The organism is Fuchsiella alkaliacetigena, assembly GCF_023227765.1.
GTDB lineage: Bacteria > Bacillota > Halanaerobiia > Halobacteroidales > Acetohalobiaceae > Fuchsiella > Fuchsiella alkaliacetigena.
In genome coordinates this window covers 35,414-54,442 of sequence record NZ_JALKBZ010000006.1, presented here as the reverse complement: position 1 = coordinate 54,442, position 19,029 = coordinate 35,414, and the positions used below count along the sequence as shown (strand labels likewise).

General features: G+C 36.3%; 13 protein-coding genes, 1 pseudogene, 1 CRISPR repeat array and 1 riboswitch. Of the genes and pseudogenes, 3 read left to right on the top strand and 11 right to left on the bottom strand.

Annotated elements, in window-relative coordinates; all coding sequences use genetic code 11:
* Positions 1 to 8: 8 nt before the first annotated feature.
* On the bottom strand, positions 9 to 2,636 hold the full coding sequence (gene polA, locus MWH30_RS02970; protein WP_248662559.1) for a DNA polymerase I: 2,628 nt from the start codon (positions 2,634 to 2,636) through the stop codon (positions 9 to 11).
* A gap of 266 nt (positions 2,637 to 2,902) precedes the next feature.
* Here polA and MWH30_RS02965 point away from each other — a divergent pair, with 266 nt between their 5' ends.
* Complete coding sequence (locus tag MWH30_RS02965; protein ID WP_248662558.1) at positions 2,903 to 4,204, top strand: S-layer homology domain-containing protein; 1,302 nt, start codon at positions 2,903 to 2,905, stop codon at positions 4,202 to 4,204.
* Positions 4,205 to 4,371: 167 nt separating this feature from the next.
* On the top strand, positions 4,372 to 4,548 hold the full coding sequence (gene fdxA / locus MWH30_RS02960; RefSeq protein ID WP_248662557.1) for a 4Fe-4S ferredoxin: 177 nt from the start codon (positions 4,372 to 4,374) through the stop codon (positions 4,546 to 4,548).
* Between the two features lie 102 nt (positions 4,549 to 4,650).
* Here fdxA and MWH30_RS02955 read toward each other — a convergent pair whose 3' ends face one another.
* The 4 genes from MWH30_RS02955 to MWH30_RS02940 form a co-directional block, all read right to left on the bottom strand.
* Entirely contained in the window at positions 4,651 to 5,847 is a 1,197-nt protein-coding gene (locus MWH30_RS02955; RefSeq protein ID WP_248662556.1) for a cation:proton antiporter, read from the bottom strand.
* A gap of 51 nt (positions 5,848 to 5,898) precedes the next feature.
* Positions 5,899 to 5,977: riboswitch (Fluoride riboswitch) on the bottom strand.
* Position 5,978: 1 nt separating this feature from the next.
* The gene (mgtE, locus tag MWH30_RS02950; RefSeq protein WP_248662555.1) at positions 5,979 to 7,358 is read right to left on the bottom strand and encodes a magnesium transporter; all 1,380 of its coding nucleotides are present in this window, start codon (positions 7,356 to 7,358) and stop codon (positions 5,979 to 5,981) included.
* A 226-nt stretch (positions 7,359 to 7,584) separates the two neighbouring features.
* Entirely contained in the window at positions 7,585 to 8,946 is a 1,362-nt protein-coding gene (locus tag MWH30_RS02945) for an MATE family efflux transporter (RefSeq protein WP_248662554.1), read from the bottom strand.
* Positions 8,947 to 9,202: 256 nt separating this feature from the next.
* Positions 9,203 to 11,521 carry a GLUG motif-containing protein gene (locus tag MWH30_RS02940; RefSeq protein WP_248662553.1) on the bottom strand — a complete coding sequence of 773 codons (2,319 nt, stop codon included), beginning with the start codon at positions 11,519 to 11,521 and terminating at the stop codon, positions 9,203 to 9,205.
* A gap of 568 nt (positions 11,522 to 12,089) precedes the next feature.
* Here MWH30_RS02940 and MWH30_RS02935 point away from each other — a divergent pair.
* Positions 12,090 to 12,233, top strand: a pseudogene (locus MWH30_RS02935) (IS3 family transposase); the annotation flags it as partial.
* Between the two features lie 12 nt (positions 12,234 to 12,245).
* Positions 12,246 to 13,634: a CRISPR direct-repeat array (repeat unit 37 nt; unit sequence GTTTCAATCCTCACCCAGCGGTTAGGCTGGGTGCAAC).
* Positions 13,635 to 13,816: 182 nt separating this feature from the next.
* Here the strand turns inward: MWH30_RS02935 and cas2 are convergent.
* From cas2 to cas5c, 6 genes are read right to left on the bottom strand one after another with little or no spacing between them, the layout of a single operon-like run.
* Entirely contained in the window at positions 13,817 to 14,110 is a 294-nt protein-coding gene (gene cas2, locus MWH30_RS02930) for a CRISPR-associated endonuclease Cas2 (protein WP_248662552.1), read from the bottom strand.
* Between the two features lie 14 nt (positions 14,111 to 14,124).
* Entirely contained in the window at positions 14,125 to 15,159 is a 1,035-nt protein-coding gene (gene cas1c / locus MWH30_RS02925; protein WP_248662551.1) for a type I-C CRISPR-associated endonuclease Cas1c, read from the bottom strand.
* Between the two features lies 1 nt (position 15,160).
* Positions 15,161 to 15,790: a CRISPR-associated protein Cas4 gene (gene cas4 / locus MWH30_RS02920; RefSeq protein ID WP_248662550.1), complete on the bottom strand. Its 630-nt coding sequence runs from the start codon at positions 15,788 to 15,790 to the stop codon at positions 15,161 to 15,163.
* A 5-nt stretch (positions 15,791 to 15,795) separates the two neighbouring features.
* Positions 15,796 to 16,683, bottom strand: coding sequence for a type I-C CRISPR-associated protein Cas7/Csd2 (gene cas7c, locus MWH30_RS02915; RefSeq protein WP_248662549.1), 888 nt, complete (start codon positions 16,681 to 16,683; stop codon positions 15,796 to 15,798).
* Between the two features lie 3 nt (positions 16,684 to 16,686).
* Positions 16,687 to 18,339 carry a type I-C CRISPR-associated protein Cas8c/Csd1 gene (gene cas8c, locus MWH30_RS02910; RefSeq protein WP_248662548.1) on the bottom strand — a complete coding sequence of 551 codons (1,653 nt, stop codon included), beginning with the start codon at positions 18,337 to 18,339 and terminating at the stop codon, positions 16,687 to 16,689.
* Complete coding sequence (gene cas5c / locus MWH30_RS02905) at positions 18,336 to 19,016, bottom strand: type I-C CRISPR-associated protein Cas5c (protein WP_248662547.1); 681 nt, start codon at positions 19,014 to 19,016, stop codon at positions 18,336 to 18,338. Before cas5c ends, cas8c begins: the two co-directional genes overlap by 4 nt.
* Positions 19,017 to 19,029 lie beyond the last annotated feature (13 nt).

Below are 19,029 nucleotides of genomic sequence, written 5' to 3'. Positions count from 1 at the left end.
ACCTCCTCTTATTCCAAAGCTAATTCTTCCATATCCCGCCAGTTAGCACCTATTTTTAAATCAATCACTAGGGGAGTAGCTAAATCTATTACTCCCTCCATTTTAGCCTTAATCATCTCTTCAACTTCTCCTAACTCTGACTTAGGCACTTCAAAAACTAACTCATCATGAACCTGTAATAAAATCTTGGTCTGCAACTGTTCTTGCTTTAACTCTTCAGCTACAGCTAACATAGCCAATTTCATAATATCGGCTGCGCTACCCTGAATTGGAGTATTAACAGCCATCCTTTCAGCAAAGCTACGGCGATGGTAATTACTGCTTTTAATTTCAGGCAAGTAACGACGCCGATTAAGTAAAGTAGTTACATAACCCTCTTCCTTAGCCTGTTCTATGCTTTGATCCATATAGTCTTTTACTCGCGGATAACGCTCAAAGTACTGATTTATATAGTCCTCAGCTTCTTTTTGGCTTACATCAATATCTTTTGCTAAACCCCAAGGACTTATACCATAGGCAATTCCAAAATTGATGGCCTTAGCTCTGCGCCGCTGTTGATAACTTACCTCTGCTGGCGCTACCCCAAAGACCTCGCTAGCTGTTCTAGTATGAACATCTTCTTCTTCAATAAAGGTTTGAATTAAACTCTCATCTCCGGAAATGTGAGCCAAAACCCTTAGTTCTATCTGTGAGTAGTCGGCTGCTAATAATTGATGTCCTTCTTCAGCTACAAAGACCTTTCGAATCTCCCTCCCTGCCTCAGTACGAATCGGAATATTTTGCAAGTTAGGATCTGTACTACTCAATCTACCTGTAGCCGTCACTAACTGATTAAAGGAGCTATGTATTCGCTGAGTCTGAGGATTAATCAAATCAGCTAGGGGGTCTACATAGGTAGACTTCAACTTTTGATACTCTCTATACTCTAAAACTAGAGGTATAATTTCATGTTGATCTTTTAATTTTTCTAAAACAGAAGCACTAGTAGAATAACCAGTCTTAGTCTTCTTGATCACCGGCAAACCTAATTTTTCAAATAAAATATCCCCTAGTTGCTGAGGAGAGTTAAGATTAAACTCCTCATCTGCTAGTTCATAAACCTGCTCTGAAATCTCCTCCAATTTTTCGGCCAAAGCAGCAGATAATCTCTCCAGCTCTAGGCGATCTACCATAATTCCATTTAACTCTAATTCAGCTAAAATAGCTACTAAAGGTACTTCCATTTCCTTAAACAGCTCCAATAAATCCCGCTGAACCAACTCTTCCTCCAAAATCTCCTCTAATTCAAAAAGTACTCGCACAGCCGCAGTCTCTTCTTGAACTAAAGAATAATCTTCCGCTAACTCATGCTGTAAATGAGTCTGCACCAATTCAGCTAAACTATACTCTTTAGCTGAAGGTTGAAGCAAGTAATCAGCTAACAGAGGATCAAAACTCAAGCCAGCCAACTCTATTCCCGACTCTTTTAAAAAGAGTACATTTTCCTTAGCTCCCGGAGAAAGCTTAGCAATTTCTTCCTGCTTAAAGCACTCCTTTAAAAGTGCTAAAACTTTAGTGGTAGCTAACTCATTAAAATCCAGGTAATAAGCTTCTTCAGCACTACATGCTATAGCTAAGCCCTCTACCTCCTGTCGATATAGTTCAGTATTACTGAAGTTAAAGTTAAAGCTAAACTTAGCTACCTGTTTTAACTTAGTCACCAAATCCTCCACTTCTGTTAACTCAGTGATTAACTGGCCCTGATCACTAAAACTCAAAGTTTCATAGCCACCTAACTCCTGTAAGAGACTATTAAATTCTAGCTTACCCAAAACCTCAATTAACTGCTCTTGATCGGGCTCAGTTAAGGTGAAGTTCTGCAAATCATAGTCCAGAGGCACTTCAAGCTCAATTCTAGCTAAGCTTTTGCTCATCCGCGCTTGCTCCGCCTGCTTAGTCAAATTTTCCTTGCGCTTCTTACCCGAAACCTGATCTATATTAGCTAAAACTTCCTCTAAACTATCAAACTCATGTAACAGCTTAGTTGCCGTTTTAATCCCAATTCCATCCACACCGGGGATATTATCGGACTTATCGCCCATCAAGCCCTTAAGATCTATTAACTGCTGCGGCTCTAACTCATACTCCTCTCGTACCGCTGCTAAGTCATAATTAATTATATTGCTAATCCCTCGTTTAGTATACATTATTTCCGTCTGCTCCGTAACTAGCTGTAAAGCATCACGATCTCCAGTAACAATGGTCACCGCATAACCTTCTTTCTCACCAACTCGGGCTAAGGTACCAATAATATCGTCAGCTTCATAGCCCTCCAACTCCAATACTGGAATCTTAAAGGCAGCTAAGACCTCTTTAACCATTGCAAACTGAGGTTTTAACTTATCAGGCGTTTCCTTTCGCTGGGCCTTATATTGCTGATACTCCTCGTGACGAAAAGTCGGGCCCTTCAAATCAAAAGCTACGGCTAAAGCATTTGGATCTTGTTCCTCTATCAAACGCAATAACATCTTAGTAAAGCCAAAAACTGCATTAGTACACTGTCCCTGAGAAGTCTCTAAGCTTTCAGGCAAAGCATAAAATGCTCGGTGAAGTAGACTATTACCATCCAGTAAAAATAAATCTTTATTATCTCCCATAATTATCCCTTCCTTTTAACTTATCCACTGTTAATCTATAGTAGTTTATTATTCCCAATACAACCTCTTTTAATATTTCCTTAAAAACTTAATAATCCCTGTTAAATCAAAGTAATAATTTAAAATTTGCCTCTGTTATCAAAACTTACATCACCTCTAAAGTAGATATTATAAATAACTTATGATAGAATTCTAATTGAATACAACATGCAACTTAATACCATATCAAGGCAAATGTTACCACCCAAACGGAAGGAGTAATTTAAATGAAGAAAAGCATTATCTGTTTAATCTTAGTAATCACATTCATTGTAGGAATCAATTTACCTTTAGTAGATGCTAATCAAGCTACTGATATTAGCACGCATCAAGCAGTAACAGAAATCAATAAGCTATTAAGCACCAATGTTCTTAGCAATTACTCTGCTGATGAGTTTAAACCCGATGCTTTAATCAAACGGGGAGAGCTTGCTGCCAGCTTAGCAAAACTTATGGACTTAGAGGGAGTAAGCAACATTGAAATTGAAGATCTTAAAGGTCACGAACAGGCTGAATATATAACGGCGCTAGTAGAAGCAGATATTATGTCTACTCTAGCAGAAGATAAATTCAAGCCCAATAATGAAGTTACTAGGGCCCAATTAGCTGAAATCCTCAGTAGAGCTTTAGAAATAGACAGAACTGAAACTAAAATAAGGTTAAGAGAAAATATTTATCAAGATATAGTAAGACATTCAGCTAAAAACTCAATTAACTTAATTAGCAAATTAGGACTCTTTACTGATTACTCAGGTGATAACTTTAAGCCAGATAATTACGTTACTAGAGCTGAAATAGCCACAATTTTAAATGAATTTGCTAATTTAAAAGTAGTCTCAGGTAGTTTAACAGAAAAATATTCTTTAGCAAAAAAAATCAGAGTTGCCACTAATACCGGTCAAAGTATGATTTTAGACTTAAAGCCTGATGCTTTATTAGGTAGAAATAACCAGATAATTGAGTTAGATACTTTACAAAATGGAGATCAAGTACATCTTATCCTAGACTCTCAAGATGAAATCAAATATTTAAAAGCTTACGGAGTAATCACTCAAGATGATATAATCACCGAAGTCAGCAACCTAACTCAAGGGTTACTTGATACTGAAGATATAATTGAACTATCTAAAGGTAATTTTGAAGCTGCTATCCCTAAAATAGAAGAAGAATTAAAAACAGAGTTAAGTACAATGACTAATGGAATCTTAGCTCCCGATGAAATCGCTGCTTTATCTCAAGGTAACTTTCAAATGCTAGAACCTAAATTAAAATCACAATTAAAAGAAGCACTAGTTGAGCAAGGCTTAAGTTACTCAGAAGCTGAAGCAGTATTGAACACCGATTGGAATCATTTGCAGACTACCGGTAAGTTAAGATTAATGGAAGCTATCTCCATTCAAACCGGAATACCTATGGGCTCTATTAATGCAATAATCAATCAAGACTGGAGTCCATTACGAGAAATGGCAGAGCAACAGTTAATGCAGCGTTTAACTACTGAAATTTTAAACAGTGGCCTCCTTTCTTAAACAAAATCACAATGGAAGGTTGACTCAAATAAATTAATATGTTATTATAGTGAATTCAAGTAAATTTTATTCTAATTATATTGACTTAAACAGTTTAACATGTTATTATAATTAGGAAAAGCTGTATTAATATTAACATATATTAAAGAAAGGAGCTGAATATAAGAATGACTCACGTTATTAATGATGAATGTGTGGCTTGCGCAGAATGTTTACAGGAATGCCCAGTAGAAGCAATTGTAGAAGGAGAAGAGAAGTACGATGTAGACGAAGAAGAATGTGTAGACTGTGGTAACTGCGCTGAAGTATGTCCTATAGAAGCTATATACGAAGAAGAAGAGTAATTTTCGGTTTTCTAAGCTAAAAAGATTACTTATGTTACCCCGGTTAGTGTAATTTAAAAAATTATTAACCGGGGTTTATTTATAAATTTCTATAAAAGAACTCTATTTCTGCTCTAATGGAGTAGATTCAGGAACCGTTAATAGCTTAGGCGCAAAAAGCTCAATCCCTATAGCTCCTAAAGGAGCAGTTAAGATAATCGACATTACTGCTAAAGCTAAGATCAGTTCACCATCTGCCACTCCTGCTGCTAAAGGCACAGCTCCAATAGCTGCCTGAACTGTAGCCTTAGGCAAATAGGAAATCAAAACAAAGATTCGTTCTTTGAAGTTAAGATAACTACCTGCCGTAGCTATCAACACCCCACAACTACGAAATACTAAACCACCAGCAATTAACAGTACCCCTAACAGTCCAGCCTGATAAGCAACTTCAATCTGCACTGCTGCTCCAATCAAAACAAAAAGAAAGACCTCCGCTGGAATCCAGAGCTTATTCAATACCGCCGACAGATCCTCAGCCAATCCTTTACTTTTCTCCAACAGCAAATAACCGATAGTCATCACTGCTAATAAGCTAGCCAAACCTAAATAGTCTCCTAATACATTAGCAAAAATAGCTGCAATCAGCAAAGCTAAAGTCTGATAAGTTAAGTTTAACTTTGTATATCTATTAAAAAACTTAACTAAGAGATAGCCTAAAATAGCTCCTAAAGCAATTCCGCCTATAATTTTAATAGGAATTTGGCTCAAGTTAGCTGCTACCGCTACTTCCCCACTCCTAAAGATCCCCATAAATATGCTGAACATAGTAATAGCAAAAACATCATCAATAGAGGCACTAGCTAAAACCAAAGTAGGAATCTCCTTTTCTTTACCGTACTGAGCCTGCTTCAACTTTAACATAGAAGGCACTACTACTGCCGGAGAAACAGCAGCTATAATAAAGGCCAAAATAGCAGCCTGTAGCCAGGAAAAAGCAAAGATATATCGAGCTAAAAGAGTTACGGCAGCACCTTCAAATATCACCGGAATAAAACTTAATTTCAATGCTGTATTACCAATCCTTTTTAAAGTCTCCTTGCTAATTCCTAAGCCAGCCCGCAACAGAATAATAATTAAAGCTAATTCTCGAATATCCTGAGAAATATCCAACATGCTTTCAGCTAAGAGATCAAAGCCCGAGGGCCCTAATAAAATTCCCGCCAAAAGCATCCCCAATAACCCCGGCAGCCTGAACCTACTAAATACAAAGCCCAGTATCAAGCCTACAGTTAAAATTAAAACAATACTATATAACATAATCTATCCCCCTCCTCAAATTTATTAAAATAAAAATGGCTCCTACCCCTATGCAGAGTAGAAGCCATCAGCCTATACGGCGGTTCTGATATCTATAGATATCACGGCGAGCTTCATCGCCAAATATTTGCTTATAATAGATGTCCCATTAATAAATTAGCTATCCCGAAATAAATCAATAAACCGGTAATATCCTTAAGGGTAGTAATCAAAGGATCTGAAGCAGAAGCTGAATCAAAACCAAGCTTAATTAAGAGCCAAGGGATAACAAATCCCAAAGCGGAAGCTAGAATAATAGTAAAAAACAACGCTAAGGAAGTCGTTAAAGATAATAATAGCTCCTGTTGCCAAAAATAAGTACTAATTCCTAAAGCAAGAGCACTAATCAAGCCTATAGAGGCCCCAGTAGCAAGCTCTTTAACGAAATACTTAGTGAAGTCTTTAATATCAATATGGCCTAAAACCACACCCCGCACAAAAATAGTAGAAGACTGCGTACCTACATTACCTCCCATATCCATAATTACCGGAATAAAGAAGGCTAAAGCAACAATGGACTCTAAAGTTTCTTCAAAGGCTTCTATTACTCCTCCAGCAAATAAGCCCCCTAATAATACAAATAATAACCAAGGCATTCTAGTTTTAACTACCTTAGCTACACTCCCGTAGACTAAGTTACTGCTAAAGTCAGTCTCCTGCTGTTCAAATTGAGTAATTCCTGACTTTTTAAATATATCCTCAGTTCCTTCTTCGTGAATAACATCAACTATATCATCGATAGTAATTATACCTAAGATATGATTATCTAAATCCACCACCGGTAAAGAGATTAAATCGTACTTAGCCATCAAATGAGCTGCTCTTTCCTGGTCAGAACCGGGTTCAATAGAAATCACCTTAGTATTCATAATTCCAGTTATTTTGCTTTTATGATCAGCTAAAAGTAACTCTCTTAAAGAAAGTACTCCTTTTAGCTTAGCCTGCTCATCAACTACATAAATATAGTAAATTATCTCTGCAGATTCACCCTGTCGACGAATCATTTCAATTACTTCTTCTACAGTGCTCTCCGCAGGGACCTTAATAAATTCGCTGCTCATTCGATTAGCTGTAGAATCAGGATCAAAGTTTAAAAATTTAAGAATTTCTTCTTTATCCTCTAAGGAGTTCAATACTTTTTCTCGATATTGATCATCTAAGTTATTAAGCATCTCCAATTTATCATCTAAAGGAAGCTCTTCAAAGAAATCGGTTAGCTCTTCCAATTTCAAGCTATTTATTATCTCCCGTCTAATTCCTTGATCTAGCTCCATTAAAATCTGTGCTGAGTGTTGACTAACCACTAATTTAAAAAAACGTAACTGAATGTCTATCTCAAAGCTTCTAATTATATCGGCTAAATCACTATAATGCATCTCTTCAATTAAATCATTTAACTCTTCTTTCTTTTCATTCTTTAAGTACTTCTTTAGTAATAGTATAAAGTTTTTAGATTTCTTTTTATCCTTCATTTTTATCCCTCCTAATTTAGACAGTTATTCTAAAAGTCTAACTTTCACCAATGAAAGTAATGTAACTTTAGTAATAAAATTGACTCCTACTTTAACAATTTTATTGCTAAAGTCACATAAATCCTCATCCATATTTCTCCCCCCCTTCCTTAAGTTAATCGGCTCCTAAAACCACATCTAAGTTTAACAGAAAAGCTGAACTTTGTCAAGCAAGACCAAATCAGCATTATATTTCTATCCGGGCCCACTTTTCCGTCCTAAAATAAAGATAAAAGATCAAAGCTGCTACAGCAAAAGTGATATTTTGACCAATGAAGATTCCTAGCAAGGCGGTATCTGTATAATTAACTACAAAATAGGTAATCGGAATTGCTAAACCCCACATGCGAATGATAGTAATCCACATCACTCGCAAAGTATCGCCAGCCCCTCGCAAAGCACCGGAATAGATAATCATTACTGCAATAGGAATCTGCTGGATACCTGCCAATCTCAAAGGCAGTACTGTAGAACTAACTACCTCCGGATCATTAATAAAAATTCCAGCTAAAAACCCAGGAAAGAGAATAAATAAAATCCCTAATAAAAAAGATAGTCCTATTCCTAAAAGAGCCGATAGATTACCGCTTTTTAAAGCATTTTGCTGATCCTGCGCTCCTAAGTATTGACCTACCAAAGTAGTCGTAGCAATAGAAATCCCAAAAATAGGCATAAAAGAAATAGATTCTAATCTAACTATGATATTATAAGCAGAATAATCGATAGTACCTAACTTCAAAGTTAAGTAATTCAAAATCACCATAGAGCTCTGCATAATCAACTGTTCTAGGGCTGCCGACCAGCTAATACGCCAAATCTTTTTAATCTGTTTAAAATTAATCTTAAACCATCTATAGATTAAGCTAATCTTTTTATTACCTCGGGCAGCAATGATAGTGAAGACTAGGGCACCGATAATCCTAGATAAAGTAGTAGCAATAGCTGCTCCCCGAATCCCCCATTCAGGAAAAAAACCGATCCCGAAAATCAACAGCCAATTACCAAGAATATTAAGTAGATTAATAGTACCATTAATCAGCATTGGAGTAGTGGTATCACCTGCCCCGCGAAAGGAACTACTTAAAGAAATAGTAATCAACATAAAAAATTGACTAAAGATTATAATCTCTAAATACTCCATGGTTATCTTCACTACTTCAGCTTCAGCTGGAAATAGACTAAGCAGTTGTTCATAAGTTGAAAAGATCAAGACAGTTAAAAATAGACCTACAATAACATTTAACATATAAGACTGGCTAGCTGTCCTTTGGGCTCTACTATCACACCGGGCCCCAAAGTAACGAGAAACAATAGCTGTAGTACCAATATTAAAGGCTGAAAAAATAAAGACAATCGGAAAAGCAATCTGATTAGCTAAATTAACGGCCGCTAAACCAGCAGCTCCAATTCCCCTGCCTACCATAATAGTATCTGCTAATCCCAATACAGTATTCAAAAGCATCTCTATAATTGCGGGCCCGGCTAAAACAATAATATTTTTTAAAAACCGAGTAGTAGTAATCTCTTCTTCAATTAAATAAGATTCCATAGTAGTTTTAACCCACCTAACCTTAATAACAGTCTTCCTCTATTAAATTAAAAAAGGCTGAGAGAAATTATACCCTCAACCCATAATCTATTCATCCTTCTTAAAATTTAATCTATTAGCAAATTAAAATGGTTAGCCATTATTTATAATCTAATTAATTATATACTAGTTTAGACTTGATTAAAAGTCCTTCAGCATCAATTTACTTAAATTAACTTCCTGTTAGAAAAGACTTTTATATTCTCTGCCAAATAATTTAGTTGCTATTTTCCCATTGAAAATAAGGAAAACTTCTCCCTTCATCAATAGTCCAGACAGAATCAAAGTCCCAATCTTCATAAGTTTCTTTCCTCTTCATTTTTTCAGTACTTGTAGCAATAACATTTTCTATATTAGGAGCATTACGCTCTTCAGTCCTATCTAATGCCCAATAACAGTTATGATGCGGATGAGCCTCCATCTCATCTACCGCAATTAAACCAGCTACTTTATCCTCTCCTCTAACTCTACCACTACTATAAGATTGGGTAATACTAACATAGTAAGAAGTAGTTCCAGCCACTCCTCCTACTTTCCGTTCCCCCTCTACATCAACTCTAGAATAGGATAGTCTTATCATGGCACGAGCAACATGCGTCTCTAGTCTCTCATGAGTATTATTAGCAACTAATCCTCCCACTTCTTCTTTGCCCTGGAGGGTTCCTTTAGCGTATGAATACTTTACTCTTCCCCCATGATTATAACCAACAAGTCCTCCCACTTTTTCATCTCCTACAGTATCAGTTTCAGCATAAGAAGACTCTATTTCATCGCCATTATAGCCTACTAAACCACCCATTTGCTGATCAATTCTGCCGCTCTCTTGAAGACCAAATACTTCCCCTGAAACAAAAGAATCTTCTATTCTGCCAGTACTCTTACCTACTAATCCTCCAATTCTCTCTCTTCCTTTAACAGTACTCTGGGCATAAGAGTCTTTGATCGAACCCTCATCATTATGCCCCACCAATCCTCCAGATAATTCAATACTATCAACATCTCCCAAAGCATGGGAAGCATCTATCAGTCCTTCATTATTATAACCTACTAATCCCCCGGCTAACTCAACACCATCAACATCTCCTTTAGCATGACTATCCCTTATATCACCGCCATTAATCCCTGCTAAGCCTCCTACACAATTATAGCCAGTAACCTTACCTGTAGCATAGGACTCTTTAACCGTTCCGTAGGCATTAGTGCCGATTAATCCACCTGCATACTCATCCCCAGATGTACTACCTGTAGCATAAGAGTTCTTAATTAACCCCTCCTGATCACCACCAACTAAACCACCAGTAAAGTATTGACCACTAACACTACCTTCAGCATAAGAATCTAGAATCTTCCCCTTTTCGTTGCCGCCTGCTAATCCTCCTACAAACTCTTTACCTTGCACATCTCTTTTAGCAAAGGAATTTTTTATTTTCATCCCTTCGCTATGACCTATCAGACCTCCCACCTTATCTTCACCGATAACTCCTGCTTTAGCATTTTCAGCAGATGAAGCTGATATTTTTGAAGACTCAGCAGATCCATAAGACATACCATAGCCAACCAGACCGCCTACCTTATTCTTACCTCTAACTTCCCCCTGAGCATAAGAACCAGACAGACTCCCAGACTCATTAAATCCAACTAAGCCTCCTACTCTCTCTTCTCCCTGAACATCCATTTTACTATATGAATCTACTATTAAATAACGATTATTACCAACTAAACCTCCCACTTCATTCTCACCGCTGATCTTACCTAAAGTATAACAAGCTTCTATTAAGCCACTATTAGCATTAGCCAATCCCCCTACTGTCCAACTATTATTACCCTTAACCTGACCTTCGAAGTATGAATTATATATTACACCTTCATTATAATAAACTAATCCTCCTACTCCTTGTCCAGTAACACTACCACTGAAATGTGAATCCTTTACTAGACCATAATGATCAATATTCCCGGCCAGACCTCCTACAAGATCTTTTCCCTTGACCGTTCCTTCCACAGCTGAATTAACTATCTTCCACTCTTCTTCCGCACTACTAGAGGGTATTCTGCTACTGCCAATCAATCCCCCTACCGAATTACCACCTTCAATCTCAACATTAACCAGCTCTAAATCTTTAATCACTCCCGTACTGGAAGCAAATAAACCTATGTGATCCTCATCCTTTCTGTTAATATAAAGGTTCTTTATCTTATATCCATTACCATCAAACTCTCCTACAAACTTATCTTCCTGTGAAGCTATAGGCTTCCAACCCTTTCCTTCATTATAATTATTTCTAGTTACACTGGCATCTATATCAGCACCTAATTTATAATGAGCCTCCAACTTATAATCTTGACTCCAGAAATGCTTACTTGATAATTTCTCCAGATCCTCGAAATCATTAATAATAAACGGATCTGCTGCTGTTCCCGCACCCTCTAGATTACTTTCATAATACATAGCTGGTAAAAAGTTAACTCCCATCACTGAAACTAATATTAGTAATACTGCTACTATTATTAAAACAATATATTTTTTAGATAACATTTACTTACTCCTTTCTTTAGGGGAAATTTTTATATTATATATTCAGCGCTATCATCTATATTATCAAAGCAACTACTAAAAAACAAATTAAGCTAAATTTATAGATAAACATTCAAAATTCTTTTAGCTATAGTCATTTTAGAGATTTTTTCAACCTCATAAAAAATACCATATTATCAGATAAGATAATATGGCCTACAATACAGAAATTGAACAACTATATAAATTTTTATGTAAATAGCATAATTATGGCAGGATTCAGTTCAAATCCCTTTCCCGCTTAAAATCTAAAAACCCTCTCAACCTCTGATATATCAGTAATATAAATGGCACGGGTGGCAGGATTTGAACCCGCAGCACCTGGATTTGGAGTCCCTATAGTGCCTTTTTATATTTTATCATAGTTCCCCATACTCCCCGCTATAACAAGGTTCAGGAGCAATCACTACAATGCTGATTTTTATACATTATCACTCTTTATCAGCCTTTTTGGCAGGATTATGGCAGGATTTTAAAACGAAAATAAACAAAAACTATCCTAAGTACTAATTAAATTATCAAAAATAAGTATCAAACTAAGCATCAAGCTAAGCAAAATATACTTGAATACATAGAAATTTTCTATATCAGAATTCGCTTACATTCAACTCTAGACTATAAAAGTCCGGAAGAGTACGAAAACGAGAGCAAAACCACTACACTATGTGTCTAATTTAATGAGGGAACCTCAATCCTCACCCAGCGGTTAAGCTGGGTGCAACCTAACTTTTCTATAACTGTGACTTTACCTTCATGTTTCAATCCTCACCCAGCGGTTAAGCTGGGTGCAACTGCTCAGCCACCCCACCTACATTAGCACCTTGACTGTTTCAATCCTCACCCAGCGGTTAGGCTGGGTGCAACATCGTCTGTCAAATCAGTTTCGCTTTCCACATGATTTCAATCCTCACCCAGCGGTTAGGCTGGGTGCAACGACATATTAGATATTCACGTTAATTCAGGATATGTTTCAATCCTCACCCAGCGGTTAGGCTGGGTGCAACAGATATAAGAGCAAACTTTAGCGTGGAAACAGTAGTTTCAATCCTCACCCAGCGGTTAGGCTGGGTGCAACTCCCCCCCTCTCTGATTTTTGACAAGGTATGAAGTTTCAATCCTCACCCAGCGGTTAGGCTGGGTGCAACTAAATTTAGTCATTTTTATTCATCTCCTTTTATTGTTTCAATCCTCACCCAGCGGTTAGGCTGGGTGCAACTGACTAACTTAATTAAGAAATTAGAGACAGTAGAAGTTTCAATCCTCACCCAGCGGTTAGGCTGGGTGCAACAAAATATATTGCCATTGTTGGAGGTCAGTTAAAATAGTTTCAATCCTCACCCAGCGGTTAGGCTGGGTGCAACGCACCATCTCCATTTTCGTACATCGTCACAATCTGTTTCAATCCTCACCCAGCGGTTAGGCTGGGTGCAACTTCGCGCTTAATTTCGCCTCTTATGGTGATTCCTGTTTCAATCCTCACCCAGCGGTTAGGCTGGGTGCAACTAGCTGCGCAAATAATATTGATTCCAAGTGCTCGTTTCAATCCTCACCCAGCGGTTAGGCTGGGTGCAACACACACCATTATCATAATCTTTATCATTTCTACTGTTTCAATCCTCACCCAGCGGTTAGGCTGGGTGCAACAATTCTTGCTAATCTGGGAAGGTTAGCAGGGATGGTTTCAATCCTCACCCAGCGGTTAGGCTGGGTGCAACCTCAATTGGGGAAAGTTAAGAAGTTTAGTAGTTGTTTCAATCCTCACCCAGCGGTTAGGCTGGGTGCAACATAAACTTATTCATAATTTAACCACTCCTTTTTATTGTTTCAATCCTCACCCAGCGGTTAGGCTGGGTGCAACCTCAAATAATAAATATACATTCAGTTTTATAGCGGTTTCAATCCTCACCCAGCGGTTAGGCTGGGTGCAACATTCTATACTTTCTAACTTACCATCAGGGTCATCTGTTTCAATCCTCACCCAGCGGTTAGGCTGGGTGCAACATAAGGGAGATACTGCCGACTGATGGCAGACTATACGTTTCAATCCTCACCCAGCGGTTAGGCTGGGTGCAACAGCACCTAATTTCTTGCCCAACATATCAACCATTCTTAAGACCCAAATTGCGAAATTCCTTTCATCACCTCCCAAAATAAAATTTTTCAAATTAATCTCCCCCCTTCGAAATATTGAATTGCTAATAATTATAAGCTTTTTGCGAAAATACTTGATATTTTCAAACACCACACCTTCGCAACCTATACCATTAAAGTATCATTCTCATAATCAATCGCTTCAAAGTTACCATATTCTTCAACATACTGCTCTTTTGGCTCAACTATCCTATATATCCTGATACTATCTTCTTTTTTATTCATTATCTTCATTATTTCCTTCTTTAATAAAAAATACTTTTTCTTATCTAATTGAAATTCAAAAACAGATTTTTGTACTCTTTGTCCATAATTCTCACAAGCTTTAGCTATTTTACGCAATCTTCTTCTACCAGCTTTATCTTCAGTACACACATCATAAGTTAAAACAAATAACATAAAATAACCTCACTTTATTGATATAAAAATGCTGGGTAATAATCAATATCTCCCCTTATTGCTCTCGCTAAAAATCTAGCTTGAATATGGGGTATCAGACCATAAGGAACCTTTTTCTCTAAAACAGGATGATAGACTTCTTCTAATTTCTTCTGTTGATAATGCTTAATTATAGTTTTGCGACATTCCTCTGTCATTTCAATTGCTCCACCAGGTTTTTTATTAAAATCTTTCTCCTTTACTTGTTCACGATTAATCAATGTAATAACAGATCTTTCTACTAAAATTGGACGTAATTCTTCCATTAAATCAAGAGCTAATGCTGGTTTACCAGGCCTAATAGCATGAAGATAGCCAACTTGAGGATCAAGCCCCACTCCTTCTAATCCTGATCTACAGTCATGGCATAATAGTACATAAAGATATGATAACATAGCATTAACATTATCCCGTGGAGGACGCTTTTTCCTGCCAGTAAACTCAAAAGAAGAGCTTTTATCAAGAATCATAGCATTAAACGATGAAAAATATACTTTAGCAGCTCTACCTTCAAATCCTCTAATTTCTTCTAAACTTTCTCCACCATCAAGCAAATTAATTAACTTTTGTAATTGGGAAGAATTTTTCCTAAGTAACTCCTCTTTTTCTACATCATCTATATCTCTAGCTGAACGAAGCAAGTTAGAACGACAATTAAAAATTTTGCCTTTTAAAAAATCAATACTTAGTCCTAGAACTTGTTCTTCTTTATCCAGTTTTTTATATTGATCAACTCTCAATTTAACATTTCCAGAAACAGGGCCAATCCAATTACCTATAAAACGTCCATTCCGATCAAGCCTGGTTACCGTTACATCATTTCTGGCACACCAATCTAAGGCTTGATAACTAATTCCCGCTCTACCTAATAAAACTATACCACCTAAATGCAAACCAGGAACTCTAAGCACTTCTTCATCATCAATAAAGACTAAAATAATATCCTGTCTTTTTCTTAAATAAGCCTCCTCATTGGTTACATACAAGGTATTCTCTAATTTTCGAGTCAATTTAATTACCTACCTCTAATAACTTTTTATACTTAACTAATCTTTCATTTAAATCTGGAAGGCATAGTTCCTTCAAAGAACAGTTTTTACATTTTTTAGAGTAGTTTGGAGCTGGTACTAATTGTTTTTCAATCTGTTCTCTAACTCCAGCTATAACATCTATAGTTTTTTCTCGCAGCTCCTTTTTTATATCAACTTTAACTCTCTGTCTTGATTTATTATAATATATATAGCCTAAATCAATTTCAATTTGATACATCTCTTCTAAGCATATTACTTGAGCGCATAATTGAACTTTATCTGCAACTTTGGCCTTCTTTTTTCCTCTTTTAAATTCTACAGGATAAGGATTGCCTGAAGAAAATTCCACTAAATCTATCACTCCATATAAGCCATAAGTATCTGACCAGACAGGTACAGAATTTTCACACTCCTTATCCTTATTATAATAATTACTTGCATTATCAACTCTTTCATGAACAGCATTACCTTCTAAAGTAAAAATATTTTCTTCATATATTTCTTCTACATGAATAAGAGCTGACTGTCTAGAACAATAAGCATAATGCTGAAGAGCAGATATAGGAATTGAATATTCTTTTCTCCAGGCAAAATGATCATACTCAAACATAAGAATCAACCACCTAAAATATTTAATTCTACACCTTCAGGTATTTTGCTTTCCTCTACTTCAACTTCATAATCATTAAATGATCTTGGAGCCTGCACATTGTCCTTCTTAGATACATTTATTAAGTCTACTAACTTATGAGCGGGTGCATTACCTGTTTTTTTATCATGACTAAAAACATATAAACCTCTACAGGCCATAAATCCTTTACTAGCAGAACGATCAATATCCCACATTTTTTCAATAGCTTCCCAAAAAAGCTCAAGATCTTTTTGTTCAACTCCAGTATCTTCAGCAAAAAATGGATTAAAAAAACCATGACCTATATACAATCCATAAGGTATAATAGATTTTCTTCCCATCTCAGTTACTTTATCTGAACTTTCTCCCTCTTCCTCACTGGTCTGTTGTCTAGCATCTTCAGGTTTCGTAACAGCTACCCGAGTAATAGAAAGATCCATCGGCACTACTGGATCAACTGAACGTGAAAATGTAACTTGCATTGGCCCTCTTACCTGACCTGAATTAAACTTACTGGTACTCATAACTGCTCCAAACATACGTACATCATAATAGTTTTTGCACATCCACTGTCTAGCTTTTTCAATTGATTCTCTATCGTTATTATCTTCGTCTATTTCTAATGCTTCAAAAGCCTTTTGCTGCTTGTTATAGAGTATTCCTTGCTCTTCCACATATATTTTTTGCTCACTTGTCATGCTCACCCAGTTCCGAACCTTTCTCTTAATGCAGACATCTGAGACTAAACCCTGCATCGTTTCGGGATCAATTCGTGGTAAATTTCCCGCATCAGGATCTCCGTTGGGGTTTCCATCTGTCACGTCAAAAAGAAATACAAAGTCATGTCTTTTATTAACATCATTATATTTCATAAATTACTCCTCCTTATCAGATTTCTTTTCTGGTCTATAAGCCTTTTGCTGATAATAACCAAGGGCAAATAATCCCTGCTCCTTCAAACTAAGTACATTTGGAAAGTCTGAAAGTTCCATCATTATTTCTTCCATCTCTTTTTGCAAATTAACATAGATACCTCGTTTATTACTATCCTTTCTTAACTTAGCTAAGTGATGTTGAGCCTTTCTAATTAAATTTCCAAAAACAGCTGCTGGTGAAGCTGAAGCTGTTCCATAGAAGCGGTCAACTATAGTAGACTTGATACCTGGTAAAGCTTTTTTTTGAATCTGCTCAATCACCGCAAATAACCTTCCACATAAGTAAGCATGGTTTTTCTGAGTTTTATCTAGCTTTTCCTCCACTTTAATTTCACCTCCTGGTTGAGAATTAAAAAACATTTTAAGTAATGAGGCCCGAGGAGTATTCACTCCCTCAGCCTTAACTCTTTCTAAAGTCTTATAAAGTACAGCAGGCAATATCGGACTACCTTTAAGAGCAAACGCAGCCAATGACTCAGCAACTATCGGTATCACATCATCATTTTTAAAAGCAGTAACAGAACTAAGATAATTCAAACTATAATATCTAGTTTTTTCTTCATAGTTAGGATTAAATATTCTCATTTCTGAAAAATAATTAACTATATTTTGACTAATATTTTCCAGAGTTGAAACTAACCAATCTCTAATTACTACTCGACTTTGATTAGCACTCAAAGCAAGTAAATAAAACTCTTCTTTATCTAATTCATTATATTTACCTCTTCGATAAGAGTTAATATAGCTTCTAACCTCTTCTGGGGCAGGATCACTAATGATAGAAGCTATACTTGACTCTACATCATTTTTTGTCCAAAATAAATAAATTACATTACCTACAAAAAGACGATGTTGTTTATCTTTTAATAGCTTATTCCCACCTTTTCCATAAAGCATAGCACAATCAAAACAAACCGGTGCAATAAAAGAAGCTTCCAAACCATAAGATTCAAAACCATCTTCATTAGCAGATATTAAGGGATTACCACTTCCATGACCACCTGGGATTTTTAATTTTTCAGGATGCCTATCTGCTATAGCTTTTTCTTTACCACAAACCATACATTCACTAACCAAATCCGTTCTCTCAGTCGCTTGTTTTTCTTGCTTATTCTGCCAAAAATTTTGGATGCTTCTTTTTTCTAATAGATCCTCTCCTTTAATTCTAACTCCAATCCAATCATTATTATCAAGCTCCTCTGGAAATTCAATTTCCTCTCTCTGTTCTATGAAGTCTAGATATACTTTAAACAATTTTTCTCCAGTTTCATCATAACATTCTTCCATTATTTTTATGAAAGAGTTTAATTTCTTCTTACTAAAAGAACTCATTTCATCTTGACTATTTTCTATATCACCTAATACATAACCAACTTTATCTGCTAATAATCTTGGTCTTACTGCTCTTCCAGAACGAGTAATTAGATTAGCAGCCATTAAAAACTCTTTACTGGTCTCATTATCAAGGGGAATAAATTTATAATCTTCTCTGCTATCAATTTCTAATATCCAATCCAGTTCTTTACGTTCAAAATGGAGTGGCGGAAAATCTTTGATTCTTGCAGCATACTTACATAATTCTTCTAAAATCATAATGAAATCCCCCAGACCTCTTCATACTTTTGTAAAGGAACCTTTAATACTCCATTCTCAATTCTGCCTTGAAAAAAATGTGGCACTTTCTTATCTTCATTTTCAAAATCAATATCAAATAACATTCGTCCTATATCTTCACTTAAATTAATAGTTTTTTCGGTTCCATCAGGCGAAGCAAAATAAGCCACAAACTCTCGACAACCCAGATAAGGCCTGCTATAACACTCACCTTTTTTTACTCTACGCCTAAATTGATCCCTGTATTTAGCAGGATGTTCATTGCTAGCATAGTCTTTAAGCTTTAGATTAGCCGAAATAATATAGGCAACATTTTTTAAACCTAAAGTATTACGCTGCGTTCTATCAACATCTGCAAAATATCTATCTGTTCTTTCGTTATTTTTCATCCAGCTTTTTGCAGAGTCAGCTGGAATTTTTCTTTTTATTTCATTCCTTCTAATAGAAATATGCCTAATTGGATTCAAAACTTTGATCTCTCTGATTACCCACCTAAATTCCGGCTTCCAAAAAATAGACTCCAGAATACCTCTAGCTGCCGAAGGAGTCATAACTCGATAAGACATTCTTTCCACCTTCATATCCGGTCTAGTAAAACAGGCTAAATCACCCCAAACCTTCACTTCCAAAGGAGGAAATGAAAAATGATTAGACATTCAAAACCACCTC

Bases quoted from the DNA above. Each gene is read 5' to 3' on its own strand.
- cas7c (WP_248662549.1), bottom strand. From the start codon at position 16,683: ATGAAATATAATGATGTTAATAAAAGACATGACTTTGTATTTCTTTTT.
- mgtE (WP_248662555.1), bottom strand. From the start codon at position 7,358: ATGAAGGATAAAAAGAAATCTAAAAACTTTATACTATTACTAAAGAAG.
- fdxA (WP_248662557.1), top strand. From the start codon at position 4,372: ATGACTCACGTTATTAATGATGAATGTGTGGCTTGCGCAGAATGTTTA.
- cas5c (WP_248662547.1), bottom strand. From the start codon at position 19,016: ATGTCTAATCATTTTTCATTTCCTCCTTTGGAAGTGAAGGTTTGGGGT.
- MWH30_RS02940 (WP_248662553.1), bottom strand. From the start codon at position 11,521: ATGTTATCTAAAAAATATATTGTTTTAATAATAGTAGCAGTATTACTA.
- MWH30_RS02965 (WP_248662558.1), top strand. From the start codon at position 2,903: ATGAAGAAAAGCATTATCTGTTTAATCTTAGTAATCACATTCATTGTA.
- MWH30_RS02955 (WP_248662556.1), bottom strand. From the start codon at position 5,847: ATGTTATATAGTATTGTTTTAATTTTAACTGTAGGCTTGATACTGGGC.
- cas8c (WP_248662548.1), bottom strand. From the start codon at position 18,339: ATGATTTTAGAAGAATTATGTAAGTATGCTGCAAGAATCAAAGATTTT.
- cas2 (WP_248662552.1), bottom strand. From the start codon at position 14,110: ATGTTATTTGTTTTAACTTATGATGTGTGTACTGAAGATAAAGCTGGT.
- MWH30_RS02945 (WP_248662554.1), bottom strand. From the start codon at position 8,946: ATGGAATCTTATTTAATTGAAGAAGAGATTACTACTACTCGGTTTTTA.
- polA (WP_248662559.1), bottom strand. From the start codon at position 2,636: ATGGGAGATAATAAAGATTTATTTTTACTGGATGGTAATAGTCTACTT.
- cas4 (WP_248662550.1), bottom strand. From the start codon at position 15,790: ATGTTTGAGTATGATCATTTTGCCTGGAGAAAAGAATATTCAATTCCT.